The 15750-nt window shown below is 28.6% G+C and carries 10 protein-coding genes; 9 read left to right on the top strand and 1 reads right to left on the bottom strand.

What is annotated here, in order from left to right:
* Nucleotides 1-38: 38 nt before the first annotated feature.
* The 9 genes from E6248_RS05840 to E6248_RS05800 all read left to right on the top strand — a co-directional run bounded on the left by E6248_RS05840 (nucleotide 39) and on the right by E6248_RS05800 (nucleotide 14045).
* Nucleotides 39-1316: an extracellular solute-binding protein gene (locus tag E6248_RS05840; protein ID WP_316339881.1), complete on the top strand. Its 1278-nt coding sequence runs from the start codon at nucleotides 39-41 to the stop codon at nucleotides 1314-1316.
* 71 nt (nucleotides 1317-1387) lie between these two features.
* Nucleotides 1388-2275 (top strand): sugar ABC transporter permease, encoded by an 888-nt coding sequence (locus E6248_RS05835; protein WP_316339879.1) that lies wholly within the window; start codon nucleotides 1388-1390, stop codon nucleotides 2273-2275.
* Between the two features lie 12 nt (nucleotides 2276-2287).
* Entirely contained in the window at nucleotides 2288-3169 is an 882-nt protein-coding gene (locus E6248_RS05830) for a carbohydrate ABC transporter permease (RefSeq protein ID WP_316339878.1), read from the top strand.
* A gap of 95 nt (nucleotides 3170-3264) precedes the next feature.
* Nucleotides 3265-4497, top strand: coding sequence for a Gfo/Idh/MocA family oxidoreductase (locus E6248_RS05825; RefSeq protein ID WP_316339877.1), 1233 nt, complete (start codon nucleotides 3265-3267; stop codon nucleotides 4495-4497).
* A 23-nt stretch (nucleotides 4498-4520) separates the two neighbouring features.
* Nucleotides 4521-5498, top strand: a complete 978-nt coding sequence (locus E6248_RS05820; RefSeq protein WP_316339876.1) for a BadF/BadG/BcrA/BcrD ATPase family protein — start codon at nucleotides 4521-4523, stop codon at nucleotides 5496-5498.
* Nucleotides 5479-7455 (top strand): alpha-galactosidase, encoded by a 1977-nt coding sequence (locus E6248_RS05815; RefSeq protein WP_316339875.1) that lies wholly within the window; start codon nucleotides 5479-5481, stop codon nucleotides 7453-7455. The genes E6248_RS05820 and E6248_RS05815 overlap by 20 nt, the downstream gene beginning before the upstream one ends.
* A gap of 41 nt (nucleotides 7456-7496) precedes the next feature.
* A complete protein-coding gene (locus E6248_RS05810; protein WP_316339874.1) occupies nucleotides 7497-11177 on the top strand; it encodes a DUF4832 domain-containing protein in 3681 nt (1226 codons plus the stop codon).
* Between the two features lie 268 nt (nucleotides 11178-11445).
* Nucleotides 11446-13254, top strand: a complete 1809-nt coding sequence (locus E6248_RS05805) for a histidine kinase (RefSeq protein ID WP_316339873.1) — start codon at nucleotides 11446-11448, stop codon at nucleotides 13252-13254.
* The gene (locus E6248_RS05800) at nucleotides 13248-14045 is read left to right on the top strand and encodes a response regulator (RefSeq protein WP_316339872.1); all 798 of its coding nucleotides are present in this window, start codon (nucleotides 13248-13250) and stop codon (nucleotides 14043-14045) included. Before E6248_RS05805 ends, E6248_RS05800 begins: the two co-directional genes overlap by 7 nt.
* Nucleotides 14046-14123: 78 nt before the next feature.
* Here E6248_RS05800 and E6248_RS05795 read toward each other — a convergent pair whose 3' ends face one another.
* The gene (locus E6248_RS05795; RefSeq protein ID WP_316339871.1) at nucleotides 14124-15698 is read right to left on the bottom strand and encodes a helix-turn-helix domain-containing protein; all 1575 of its coding nucleotides are present in this window, start codon (nucleotides 15696-15698) and stop codon (nucleotides 14124-14126) included.
* Between the last annotated feature and the right edge of the window lie 52 nt (nucleotides 15699-15750).

The raw sequence follows: 15750 nt of genomic DNA, 5'->3' as shown, positions 1-15750 counted from the left end.
CTGATGAATTTGATGTTAAAAGTATAGGGGGATTTGAAATGAAAAGTAAAGTCTTAAAAAGGATTATAGCTGGAGTAGCTGTATCGGTAATATCTTTAAGTATAGTTGGATGTGGTGGATCTAAAGATGATAAAGAAAAAGATAACAGTGGAAAGAAAGCAGAAATAACATTTGCACTTTGGGATCAAGCTCAAGCTCCAGCTATGGAGAAGATTGCTTCAGAATTTACTAAGGAAAATCCAAATATAAAAGTGAAGATTGAGGTAACTCCATGGGGAGAGTATTGGACTAAGCTTGAAACAGGTGCACAAGCTGATAAATTACCTGATGTTATAACATACAATGCTTCAAATATTGAAAAGTATGTGGATGCAGGAATGATTGAAGATTTAACAGATACATTAAAGGATGTAGATTTAAACCAATTTATAGAACCAGTTAAAAATATATATACATTTGATGAGAAATTATATGCACTACCAAGAGATTGGGACACCATATGTTTAGCTTATAACAAGAAAATATTAGAGACAGCAGGTGCAGAAGTGCCAACTAATTGGGATGAACTTGTTACAGCTACAACTAAGGTTAAGGAGGCTAATATTGAAGGAGTTACACCATTTTATTTTGGAGTAGCCAATGAAACTTATACAGGTACGTGGAACTTTATAGCACAAGCTGGTGGTAGCGTTTTAGATACTAGTAAAAATCAATCAGGATATCATAATCCAGCCAATAAAGATGCTGTACAATTTATGTATGACTTAGTCCAAAAGTATAAAGTAATCCCAACTCCATCAGAAGCAGAAGGATGGCCAGTTGCTATAATGTCAGAAGGTAAATCAGCTTTTGCTTATATAGGAACATATGCATTAAATACTTTAAAAGATAGCCCAATAGCAGATCAATTAGGAGTGGCATTATTACCTAAGGGAAAAACAGATACTAGAGCTTTAGTTCATGGAACAGGAACAGCAGTATCAGCAAAATCAGAAAATAAAGAAGCAGCATTAGAATTTGTAAAATTCCTAACAACTGATATAGCTAATAAGATATTAGCAGAAGATGCAGGAGTATTACCAGCAAAAATCAATATGGCAGATTTATATTATGAAAGTTTATCACAATTCCCAGAACTTAAAGAAGTAATTGAGGATGCAAATAAAAATGGTCAAATGCACCCAAGAGCTGTAGCTACAGGGTGGGAACAAAAAGAGATAGAGATAATGACTGAAGTTTATAATGGAACAATTTCAGTTGATGATGGTATAAATAAAGTTACTGAAGAAGTAGATGCAATATTACAACGTAAGTAAAAGTTGATTTAATAATTACGCCTATACTAATTAATTTTAGTAAAGGCGTTAATTTTAAGGAGTGATAATATATGGCTTTACCAAGAACAAAAAAGAATACAAGAATAGCCTATACATTTCTATTACCTGCAATAGTGGGTATGGCAATTTTCTCAATATTACCTATATTTCTAAGTTTCAGTTATAGTTTTATGGATTGGTATGGATTTGGAAGTAAAACATTTATTGGATTTCAAAATTATCAAAAGGTATTAACAAATCCAGAAGTATGGACGGCTGTGTTCAATACTGTAAGGATGGTGTTATTTATATTACCAATAAGTTTATTGTTATCATTAGTAATTTCGTACATGTTAAATAACGAAATTAGAGGAAAGTCATTTTTTAGAGTACTATTCTATTTACCAGTAGTAACTATGCCAGCAGCAATAGCAGTAGTCATGGGGTATATTTTTAGTATGAATTATGGAATATTAAATAGAATAATTCAATTATTTGGTGGACAACCAATTTCATGGAGCCAAAATCCAGAATGGTCTTGGGTATTGTTAGTTATTATTGGGGTATGGGGAATGCTTGGAGGACAGATCCTTATATTATCTGCAGCATTCCAGAGAGTTCCTAAAGAATTGTATGAAGTTGCTTCAATTGATGGTGCATCACAAGTTGTGAAATTTTTCAAAATAACAATTCCAATGGTATCACCAACAATACTATTTTTAATAATAACTAATTTTATAGCGTTATTTCAAATGTTTGATAATGTGTTTATGATGATAGGAACTGGTGCTGGATTATCTTCTACAAAAACAATAGTTTATTTATTTTATAATGAAGTATTTGTCAAAGGAGAAAAAGGATATGGAGCAGCAATTGCAGTATTTATATTCGTACTCATTAGTATCTTTACATTTATACAAACAAGATTGGAAAAGAAATGGGTTCATTATGATAATTAGGAGGTGGAATATATGAATATTAAGGTTAAAGATATAAAAATTAAAAGTAAATCTAAAAAAATTAAGCTTAAAAAATTTAAAATAAAGAAATCACACATTGGAATATATATCTTTTTGGGAATGCTCTCCGTAATAATGATATGGCCATTTTTTCAAATGATATCAACATCATTAATGACTTTTCAAGAAGCGACATCTATGCCACCTGCATTAATTCCAGGGGATGCAAGTCTGGATGCGTATAAAAATGTTTTTGATATGATTCCATTTGGGAAGTTTTATCTTAACAGTATTATAGCTACTTTAATAAGAGTTGTAGGCAGTGTATTAATTGCATCTTTTGCAGGATATACATTTGCTATGTATGATTTCAAAGGTAAAAAGTTTTTGTTTTCTCTAGTGTTAGTAATAATGATGGTACCAGGTCAAATATTCTTATTACCACAATTTAATATGATGAATAATCTTGGGTTATTAGATACATTAACTGCAATATGGTTACCCAATCTTTTTACAGCTTATGGAATATTTATGATGAGACAATTTTACTTATCAATACCACAGGCTCTTATAGATGCAGCAAGTATTGATGGAGCAGGACATCTTAGAATATTTTTTCAAATAGCAACTCCAATAATAAAGGGTGCAGTAACAGTATTTGGTATGCAAACAGCAATATGGTCTTGGAATGATTTATTATGGCCATTAATAGTTAATTCATCACAAGATAAACTTACATTACCAGTTGCAATGTCTTTAATGAAGGGACAATATGTTACAGATTTCCCATCAATGATGGCAGCAGCAATGATGGCAGTTATACCAATGGTTGTAATGTATATTATATTCCAAAAATCCTTTGAAAATATGGATATTGGAGCATCCATTAAATAGATAGAAAAGGCATAAGAATTAGTTGAGAATAAGTTATAATAGTTTAAATTTAACTTGTGTTTATAAATTAATAATAGTTAATAGGAGGAGAATGTATGAAAACAGTAGCAATAATCGGGGCAGGACAAAGAGGTCAAGATGTGTATGCAGAATATATAAAAAATCATCCAGAACAAGGGAAAGTAATTGCAGTAGTTGAGCCTAATGATTATAGAAGAAATAAGATTTCAAAGGAGCATAGAATAAAAGAAGAAAATATATTTACTAACACAAAAGATTTTTTTTCAAAAGGTAAAATTGCAGATTTATTAATAATTGCAACTATGGATGAAATGCATTATAAACAAACATTAAAGGCAATAGACTTAGGATATGATATCCTTCTTGAAAAACCAATATCACCAAGTAAAGAAGAGTGTTTAGAGATTGTTAAGAAATCACAAGAAAAAGGAGTATTATTAATGATTTGTCATGTTCTTAGATATACTCCTTTTTTTAGAAAAATTAAAGAAATTATAAAAAGTGGAGCAATTGGTAAGGTAATAAATATTCAGCATAATGAAAATGTAGGTATATGGCATATGGCACACAGTTTTGTTAGAGGTAACTGGAGAAGAAGTGAGGATTCTTCACCAATTATACTTCAAAAAAGTTGTCATGATCTAGATATATTAGTATGGCTTGTAGAAGATGATTGTGAAAAAATTTCCTCATTTGGAGATTTAACATTTTTTACAAAAGAGAATAAGCCAAAAGGTGCAGGAGATAGATGTATTGAATGCAATGTAAATGATTGTATATTTGATTCTAGAAAAGTATATCTTCCTATTAAAGGGAATTGGCCTGCGAATGTAGTTTCTGATATTCAAGAAGAGGATGAAATGATTAAAGCATTAAGTGAAAATCAATATGGTAGATGTGTATTTAATTGTGATAATACAGTTTGTGATCATCAAGTTTCAATAATTAAATTTAAAAATGGTGTAACAGCAACATTTAATTTATCAGGATTTACTCATGAAATTTCAAGAACAATAAAGATAATGGGAACAAAAGGTGAAATAAGAGGTAATGATGCGACTAATTCTATAGAAGTGATTAAATTTCCGTCAAATAGTATGGAAGAAATTAAAAAAGAGGTATATAGAGTAGAGGAAGTAAATGGAGGGCATAATGGTGGCGATGAGGGATTAATGAAAGATTTATTCAATATTCTAACAACAGATAATAAAGATTCAGAATCAAGTGCAAACAAGTCACTCCAAAGTCACTTAATGGCTTTCGCAGCAGAAGAGTCAAGATTAAATAATAAAGTAGTTAAAATATAAGAAATGATAGGTGATGAAGAATAGTGTATTTTTTAGGTATTGATGGTGGAGGAACTAAAACTAGATATATAATAGCAAATGAACATTTAGATGTATTAGCAAATATTGAAGGTGGCACTACACATATTCACCAAATTGGAAAGAAAGGATTAAAAGAGGAGTTAGTAAAAAATATAGATATTATATGTAAAAGTAAAGGTATTGAAAAGACGGATATAGGCTTTGCATTTTTAGGGATTCCTGGATATGGTGAAAGTGAAGTTGACAAAAAAAATATAGATGAAATAGTATCAAGTGTATTAACTAAAACCCTTTATAAAATAGATAATGATGTAGTTGTTGGATGGGCCTCAGCTACATTATGTAAACCAGGAGTTAATATAGTATCTGGAACAGGAAGTATAGCTTTTGGAATAGATGAGTTTGGAAATTCAGGAAGGTCAGGTGGATGGGGACCTGTTATTGGAGATGAAGGAAGTGCCTACTGGATTGGAGTAAAGACTATAGAAGCTTATACAAAGCAAAAAGATGGTAGAGAAAAGAAAACAATTTTGGTAGATATGATAGAAAGAGAATATAATATAACTTATAATTTTGAAATAACTGAAATTATATTTAATAAAATGAAGCTTTCAAGAGCAGAACTAGCTAAGTTTTCTAGAATATGTTCCATGGCAGCAGAAAAAGGCTGTGAAAAGTGTAAGGGAATATTAAAAAATGCAGCTTATGAATTATATTTAAATGTAATAGCCTTGGATAATAAATTGTCATTTAAAGATAAATTTATAGTTTCATATACAGGCGGAGTTTTTAAAGCAGGAGATCTTATATTGGAACCATTAAAGGAATATTTAAAAGATTTAAATTGTGAGGTTATTCCACCAATATTAGAGCCCTGGTATGGAGCGGTATTACTTGCTTATACCTTAGGAGGAAATAAATTAACAGATAAGGATGTATTAAAATTAAAGGGAGAGGTTTATGAAAAAGATATTAATTAATATTGTAAATGAAAAGGTTGAGATAATAAAATCAGATAAAAAAATAATATCAGGAGTTAATCTTAATAGAATTCATATTGATAATAGAGCTGAAAATACATTCGAAATTAAAAGTATTAATAAAGAAAATATAAAACATGAGATACTAGGGGAAGGTGAAAAAACTACGATTATATGGGAAACAAATTCATCGAGAAGAGCTTTAGAAAAAATAGAGGAATATGAAATATATGATAAATACCCCATTACTTTGTTTTTAAAAGTAAAGTATAAAAATAATTCAGAAGATACTGTAAGTATTACAAAATGGAGTAACTATAATTTAAGTATAAATTCAAACAATGATGAAGTCCCATTCTATAGTTATCAGGGCGCAAGTTATGAAGATAGGCCAGACTGGATAAATCCATTAAATCAAGGGTATGAACAAGATAACTTTATGGGAATGAATAGTAGTGATTATGGTGGTGGTACTCCAGTAGTTGATATTTGGACAAAGAATTATGGAATATTATTAGGGCATATAGGTTTAACACAAAAGGAAGTTTCATTACCTATACAGGTTTTAGAAGATAAAGCTATATTAAAGTTTGAAAGTAATGAAAAAATTGATTTAAAAGAAAATGAAATATTCGAAACATATCCATCTATAATAACTATTCATGAAGGAGATTGTTTTAATGGTTTAAAAACATATAGAGATATTATGATAGATTTAGGTGTTAAATTTGATGATTATGTAGATGAGGCATATGAGGCTACTTGGTGTGCTTGGGGATATGAAAGAAACTTCAATTTAGAGCAAATATACGGAGCAATTCCAAAGGTTAAAGAGCTTGGATTAAAATGGGTATGCCTTGATGATGGATATCAGTTAGAAGAAGGGGATTTAGAATTGGATCCTAGAAAATTTCCTAATGGAGATATTGATATGAGAAACTTTGTTGACCATATTCATAATGAAGGCTTAAAGGCACAACTATGGTGGGTACCATTAGCTGTAGATCCAAAGTCAAAATTATATAAAGATCATCCAGAATGGCTTCTTAAGGATAAAGAAGGAAAAGAGCAATTAATTACTTGGTGGGATTGTTATTACTTATGTCCAGCATATAAGGAAGTACAAGATGATATAGAAAGACAATTAAGAAAAATATTAATAGATTGGAATTATGATGGTATTAAAATAGATGGACAACATTTAAATTCATCAGCTAGATGTTATAATACACACCATAACCATAAAAACTCCTATGAATCAGTAGAGTGGATGACATTAATAATGAAAAAAATATATGATGTAGCAAGAGAGTTAAAAAAAGAAGTGACTATAATGTATTGTCCATGTGGAACAACATATTCATTATATACAATGCCATATTATAATGTACCAGTGGCTTCAGATCCAGAAAGTTCTTACCAAGTAAGAAGTAAAGGGAAAGTATTTAAGGCTTTAATGAGTGAAAGAGCTCCATATCATGGAGACCATGTAGAGCTTAGTGATGGATTTGATGATTTTGCATCAACGGTAGGTATAGGAGGAGTAATAGGAACAAAATTCACATGGCCATTAGGTAGTATGGTGGATTCACAATTAAGACCAGGAGAAGAGGATCCTTTTGGATTAAATAGTAAAAAGGAAGAGAAATATAGAAAATGGATTAAGCTTTATAATGAGAAAATGCTTTCAAAGGGGATTTATAGAGGTGACTTATATGATATAGGATATGATTATCCAGAAGCATATGTAATAGAAAAGGATAATTCAATGTACTATTCATTTTATGAAAAGGAGTATAATGGAAAGCTAGAATTTAGAGGCTTAGAAAAAGATAAAGAATATGAGATATACGATTATGTAAACGATATAAAATTAGGGAAAGTAACTAATAAAAGAAGAGAGTTAGAAGTATCATTTAAGGATAATATATTAGTTCAAGCTATTGAAATTAAATAAAAAATATTTAGTATAATTAATTACTTTGAGGGGGATTAAAAATGAAAAAGAGAATTTCAAGGGGGATAGCCTTTGGAATAACCACAAGTATAATGCTAAGTAACCATATTGTAGCTGCAGAAATGAATTATTCATTAAAAAGTAATAAACTAGACATAACTAATTCAACTTCATATGTGGATTGGGAGGGGATAGAGCCAATTAGCAATTACAAAAATATGCTAAATACTATTAAGGCTATACAAAAAGATAATCAATTATATGTTTATTTAAAATCAAGTGAAGATATTAATGGAAATACAATTGTTTATGTTGATAGCGATAATGATTCAAAAACTGGAACGAGCATTTCAACTTGGAATGACTCAAAGGGAATTGATTATAAAATAGAAGAAAATAAGTTATATAAATTTAATAGTGATAATAATAGTTGGATAGATACTTCGAATGCTAAAATAGCAATTAATGATACTGTAACAGAGGTCGCAGTATCATTAGAAGATATGGGGGTTGAAGAAGGGAAAAAAATAAAGGTTGGGGCAAGTAAAGATGGTGAATATTATTTGCCTGATGCAGGAACAAGACTTTTATCAGTAGATCCAGAAATGTCTAATTTCGCAGAGCAAATTTTAATTAATGAAGATGGATATGCAAATTGGGCAGATACTAAACCATTATATGAAGATGAAAATGGTTTAGGAAAAATGTATAGTGCTATCCAAAATGGAAAACTACATATAAAAGTAGTTGGCGAGCTTGCAGAGTGGAACGATATTTTTATAAATGTTGATGGAAATAAGGATACTGGTTGTGCTTTAGATTATAATTGGGCAGATATGGGAGCAGACTTTTTATTAGAGAATGGAGAATTATTTAAAAGCACAGGAACAGGTTGGATGTGGGACTCTATAAAGACAATTGAGTATAGAGCAGGTGAAGAAAATTCACAAAAGTTTATAGAAATGTATTTAAATATTAAAGATTTAGGTGATGTTAAAGATATAAAGATTGGATTTAATGGAGGTAATTTATCTTTACCAGCTATAGGAACTGAAACTAATAAAACACTAGTTTCAATACCAGAGGTTAATATTGATGGTGAAAAAGAAGAATGGGGTTTAATACCTAGCATTGCTGTTGGTGAAAATAGATTAAAATCTATTAAATCAATAAGAAAAGATGATAAACTTGATATATTAATTGAAGCATCAGAACTTGGTGAAGTTAATGGGATATTTTTAGATAGTGACAATACAGCAAATACAGGATGTCTTTTATGGCCATGGGCTAATAATGGATGTGACTATTTTATTGAAAATGGAAAAATATATAAGAGTATAGGCTCTGGGTGGTCTTGGTCACAAGAACCAGTAGCAGAATGTAAATGGGTAAGAAATGGTACTGATATAGAAGTATCAGTAGATTTAAGCTTATTAGAAAATGTAAGCCCAAATTTAAAGTTATCAGCATATATTGAAACTCCAGAAACATATCTTCCCAATATAGGAGAGGATTTAGTAAGACCATTATCAAAGGAAGGTATAAAAATAGAAATAGATGGAAGTGACAGTGATTGGAATAGCATAACTCAAGGAATAGATAAAGGTGATGTAGAGTATAAACTTTCAGCTGCTATAGATGCTAATAAGCTATATGTAAGGATAGATGGTTCGGGACTAAACAGTAATAATAATATATATATATCTGATGATAACATAGATAATGGTGCTGAATATAAGATTGAAAGAAATTCTTTATATAAAAATAATAATGGAGAGTGGAATAGAATTAAATCTATAAATGTTGATTTATATTCTGATAGAGTAGTTTATGAAGTTAACTTAAAGGATATTGAGTTATTTAACATTGATAAAATTAATTTAGCAGCAAGAATAAATGATACAATATCAATTCCTAATAAAGATTTAGGATTCTCAGAAGTGAAAACTATAATTAACAGAGAATTAAAAGAAAATACATTTTACCCAATAGAAAATATGGATGTACTTCATAATCCATATATGGGATTTGCATCATGGGCAGAAACTGGAGATACAGGTTATGAGCAAAACCTTGTATATGTTAATATGAGTTGGAATGAAATTGAGCCAGAAAAAGGAATATATAATTGGGAAGCCATAGAAAAAAAATATAACTTTGATTACTGGAGAAGTAGAGATGTTAAATTTGTAATGAGAATTTATCTAGAGGAGCCAAGAGCTAATAGGGATGGAGAAGAAGATTATGAAGATTTAGATATTCCAGCATGGCTATATGATGAGATTGATGGAGATGGTACTTGGTACTATAAAGAAGAAATTGGTGGCGGTGGATTTAGTCCAAACTACAGCAATCCAATTATAATTGAAAATCACAAGAAATTAATTGAATCTTTTGGAGAAAGATATAATAATGATCAATCAATAGCTTACCTTAAACTAGGTAGTCTTGGACATTGGGGTGAATGGCATACATGGCCATCAGGTTCAGGAGAATTTCCAAAAGAAGATATTTCAAATCAATATGTACAACACTATATTGACAACTTATCAAATAAAATGCTTGGAATGAGAAAGCCTTATGATATAGCAGAAGAGAATAAATTAGGTTTATTTAATGATATGTTTGGTGATAAAGGTGGAACAGAAGAGTGGGTAGATTGGATTAATAATGGTCGCTATGATGAAATAAATGATAAAAATATGAAGCCAGTACCTGATTTTTGGAAATATGCATTTTCAGGAGGAGAGTTTTCTCATGGTAATGCAAGAACAGCATTAGAAGATGACAGAGTAACTAGTACAATAAATTTAGCTAGAATAAGTCATACTACATTTATGGGTCCATGCTCACCACTAGATATAGGTGAAGATAAAGTTAATGAGAATGGGGATAAAGTTAAAATACCTGCAGAACAAGGCTCACCAATAATGGAAAATGTAGATATGTTCCATAAGACTATTGGATATAGATATATTTTAGAGTCAATTACAACAAATAAAGAAGTAAAGGCTGGAGAAAAGCTAGATATAAATATGGTATGGAATAATAAAGGTATTGCACCATTTTACTTTGAATGGCCATTAGAAATAGCTTTAGCTGATGAGAACGGAGCTATAGCATATAGATATAATACAGAAGCTGATATTAAAGAATGGCTACCAGGATTAAATGAAGTTAACACTCAAATAGATATACCAAATAATTTAGAAGCTGGAAGCTATACAATACTAGCTTCGATAAATAATCCAGAAACTCAAAATCCTGAAATTAATCTTGCTATTGAAGGAAAAAGAGATGATGGAAGATATGAACTTAATAGTATTAAGGTAAATAAAGAAGCTAAGGAAGATTTGGTTAAAGTAACTGGAATAACTTTAGATAGAGAAGAAATAAGTCTTAATGTAGGAGAAGAGGTTAAATTAAATGCAGCAGTAAAGCCTGAAAATGCAACAAATAAGGAAATATTTTGGAGAAGTGATGATAATGAAGTTGCAACTATTGAAAATGGTGTAGTAAAGGCAATAGGAGATGGAGAAACTCTAATTACTGTAGCTACAAAAGAAGGATATTATAAGGCTACATGTAAGGTTAAAGTAAATGAATCATTAGTGGAAAGTGATTTACCAAATACTGGAGTAGGAGGAGTAAATCTATTTACAATAGGAACAGGACTAACTGCATTAGGATATATTATGTATAGAAAAAGAAAAAATATATAACCTAAATTAAAAAAATATAAAATTATTGAGGTTATAATATAGATTATAACGATGATGAACTAACTGTTGATTTTATTAAAGCTGAACTTATATTTGGTAATGTTTACACTTCAAGACAAGCTGTCTCATCATAAGCGATAGCATAATTTAATATGTAAGTTTCTTATGTAAATTTTATTTTTTAATAAATTTTACATATAAGTGAATGACTGATAAAATATAAATGTGTCATGATAAAGTTTGATCAAACGAATAGGGGTATAGTTTAATGAAGATAGATATAGATTCTTTGAAAAATGACTTAAGATTAAGAATGATGATTATTATTTTTATATCGTTTACTTTATTTATGTTACTTATATTAAGCATCTTTTATGGAAAAATAGATAGATCGGTTAGAGAAAGTGGTATTAATGACGGAATACAAATGACAGAGCAGTTAGATCTTAGTATAAATGAGTATATAAGAGATATGAAGGTTTTATCAGGATTAGTATATTCTAATATAGATATAGAAGATATTATTTTTAATGATAATAATAAATACTTAAATACTTCTGATAAAAGAATAATGAACAAATTTTTTTCAGAGATATCAATAATAAGAGAAGATGTTTTAGGAATAGCATTTTCATTAGACAAAAAGCCGGCAATACATAATGAATCTCCAATTTTTAGGGATACATTATATAACAATATTTATGACTTTGATTTTGATTTTTGGAATGATATTTTTGAATCTAGTTCAGTAGATGACATGATGGTTATAGATACAATAACTGAGGAAAATTATTATGATAATTACTTTATTGTAGGTAGATCTTTAAAGGACTTCTATAGTCAAGAAGTAGAAGGATATATATTATTTTTTATAAGAAAAAATGGCTTAGAAAGAGTTATAGATACTGATGGACTTAAAGAAGAAAGAGAAGTATTTCTAATAGATATTAATGGACAAGTTATCTATGGAGATGAAAGTAGATATATAGATGATATAGTGAAAAATGATAATAAAAATGTATTGGAAAAAGAAAGCGGACATTTTTTTATAGGGAATAAGCTTGTAAGTTTTAAAACGTCAGAATCTACTGGAGCAAAGGTAGTAAGTATTTTTAAATTTGATAAATTAATTAAGGGAAAAGAAATTTTAAATAAAACTGTATGGATATCTATTGCTACAGCAGTTTTATTATCAATAATGATAGCTATTACAATATCACGTATTTTCTCATATGGAATAAAAGAAATAATAGAAAAGTTAAATAGAGTTTCAAATGGGGAAAAGGAAGTGAGTTTTAGATCTAATAATAGAGATGAAATAGCAAAAATAAGTAATTCTATTGAGGATATGCTTATTATGATAAATAATTATAGAATTAAAGAAATTAAAGCGGAACAAAGGGCGAATGAGATTATATTAAGGAATAAAGATGCGGAGTTCTATGCATTGCAAAATCAAATTAATCCACACTTTTTATATAATACTTTAGATAGTATAAGGATGAAAGCACTAATTAATAAGGACGTGGAAGTATCAGAAATGGTAAATACTTTATCAAAATTATTTAGGATGACAATTAAAAAGACGGACGCTATTGTTTCATTTAAACATGAGATTGATCATGTAAAGGAATATCTACAAATTCATAAATATAGAATGAGAGATAGAATTAATTGGAGATTTAGTTTTGATGATAATTTATTGTCACAAAAGGTGCCTAAATTTATTTTGCAACCTATAGTTGAGAATTCAATTACCCATGGAATTAACCATATAAATGAAAATGGGCTAATAGAGATAAAAGCTTATATTTTAGAGGAAAAGATAATAATTGAGGTTAATGATAATGGAATAGGCATTGATGAAGAAAAGGTAATTGAAATAAATAGCATAATAAATTCTGATTTTAATAGTTTTTCAGAAAATGAAAAGAGTATAGGGCTTGCTAATATAAATAAGAGAATAAAATTATTGTATGGTGATAAATATGGTATTAGCATAAATAGTAAATTGGCCGTAGGAACAGGTGTAAAAATAACTTTAGCCATCTATAATGAGGGGGAAGAGGAATGTTAGATTGTATATTGGTTGACGATGAATATCTAATAAGAGAAGGCCTTAAAGTTTTACTAGATTGGGAAAGTTTTGATATTAATATTAAGGCGGATGCTGAAGATGGTATATATGCATTGAAGATTTTTGAAGAGCAAAGCTTTGATATAGCAGTTATAGATATAAATATGCCATTTTGCAATGGTATAGAGCTAGTTAGAAGATTAAAAAAAAATGGAGTAGATACGATATTTATAATACTTAGTGGATATGATGACTTTAAATACGCTCAACAAGCTTTAAAAGAAGGGGTATTCAGATATTTATTAAAGCCTGTTGATAAATTCGATTTAGAAGAAGCTATAAAAGATGCAGTATATGAAATTAATAAAGAAAAATTTAATAATAAATGTATAAATAATTATAAGGATATAATAGGAGATAGAGCATTTAAGTCTATACAAGGTAAAGAAGTTTTAATAGATGATAAGGTTATTCGAAATGAAACAATAATAGATGTTGTTAAGTATATACAAGAAAATATAGGAGATAATCTAAATTTAGAACATCTTTCTAATATAGTTCACATTCATCCGAATTATTTATGTTCAATGTTTAAAAATGAGACAGGAAGAAAATTATTAGAATATATAATACATTTAAGAATTGAAAAAGCTAAGATATTACTTAAAAATACAGATTATAAAATATACAATATAGCTCAAAAAGTAGGATATAAAGATGAAAGATATTTTGCAAGTATATTTAAGAAATATGTTGGGTGTACACCTAATCAGTATAAGAAAATAGAGTAATTAAAAATTATGAAGTAAGAAAAAGAAGAGATAGTAGTTAATTTTGTGTAAAAACGAAACTAGCTACTATCTTTCTTTTTATAAGAAATAATCGGTATATTTTTCTTTCATATGGTTCTCTAGTCTTTTAAATAATATGGCTTCATTTATAGATTTTAGTCTTTTAATATCTTCAATGAAGTCATGAGCTAAGATTCTTTTCTTTGATGGGTTAAAGCCACAGCTATTTAGAATTTTAATATCTTCATCGCTTAAGAAGAAGTTTACCTTTATTGCATTTTTAAACTGCTCTTTTATTACTGATAGCATTCTATTTGAAAATAATATTATAAAGTCATAGTCTATAGTTTTAATTTTTTCTATATCATAAAGGGTGAATACTCCAACTAGTGTAACATCGTAGTAGGATTTTATTAGTTCTTCAAAAAATTGAATTCTTTCATATACTATATTTGTTACTAGAATTATTTTTAAGCTTTTTCTTTTAACTGAAGCAGTGATATTCAGCCATTTTTTAGCTATCAGTGATAGTGTTGAAACTTGAATATTATTAAGCTCAATATTGTATTTATCTTTAAAAATAATTTGGTTATTAGAAATAACTTTATGAATTTTAGGTAAAGCTATTTCAACGTTATTTACTGTCTTATCATCAAAGTACACATCTAAGTAGTGTGAAGAAATCTGTTTGTACATAAAATAATATATTTCTTTTATAAATTGATCCTTCTTTATAATATTTGCCTTAATATCTAATAGTAAATTATCTACAAATATATTAGATAGCTTTAATAATTTTTCATCAAAGGGGAAGGGCTGTGAAGGATTAGTATCTAGTATTGAAACTATATTGCTAAATTCTTGGTTCTCAAGATCACTATTAAAGATTCTATGATTAGTAACTTTTATTGGAACGTTAGTAATAGAGTTTAAGGGATAAGCGTTTTCTTGGCGGAATACTGAAACTGATAAATATAGAACTAAAAATTTCCGTGATAAATAAGATATATTTACATTAATATTATTTATAAAGTATAAGAGCTTTTCATTTATGATGCTATTATAGGAGGATATTTTTTCAATAAATAAGTTAAAAGCATGGTTTTCGAAAGGAGTATTTGCTTTTCTTCTTTCTAACTTATAATCAATATTTACATCCATTATTAGTTGTAATTGCTTTATAACAAGCAACCTAAAGATTCTTTCATCCCCCTCAATTTTTATACCTTTCTTTTTTAAAACAGTTAATTTTAAATTCTTTTCCTCTAATATTGTTTTTAATAGCTTTGTATCATTTTTCTTAGTAGTAATGGATAATCCCAATTCATTATAAAGGGAAGTTAAATTTACACAATCATTAATTAAAGCACTAATTAAAATAGTATTTATTCTTTCATATGGTGTAGAAGAATACTGGCTAATGGATAAGGACTTAATAAATTCAGTGTATTCAGTATAGTTTAAAGAAGTAGTAAGTATCCCATTATCTATTAAAATGATTTCTTTATTTCTTGAATGTAAATTAATAGTTTCAATTTCTCTTCGAATAGTAGATTCATTTTTATTAAAATGCATTGAAGCATTTTTTATGCTGACTTTTTTCTTATCTAATATGTATTTGATTAAAGCTAAAGTTGAATTATTAATACCCATATACAAACCTCAAAAATTCATTATATAAATTAAAAGCTATACCTAAGGAATC

Source organism: Clostridium sp., from assembly GCF_032552055.1.
Classification (GTDB): domain Bacteria; phylum Bacillota; class Clostridia; order Clostridiales; family Clostridiaceae; genus Clostridium.
Note: the sequence above shows the minus strand (reverse complement) of the source record. Positions and strands in the feature narration are given on the sequence as shown.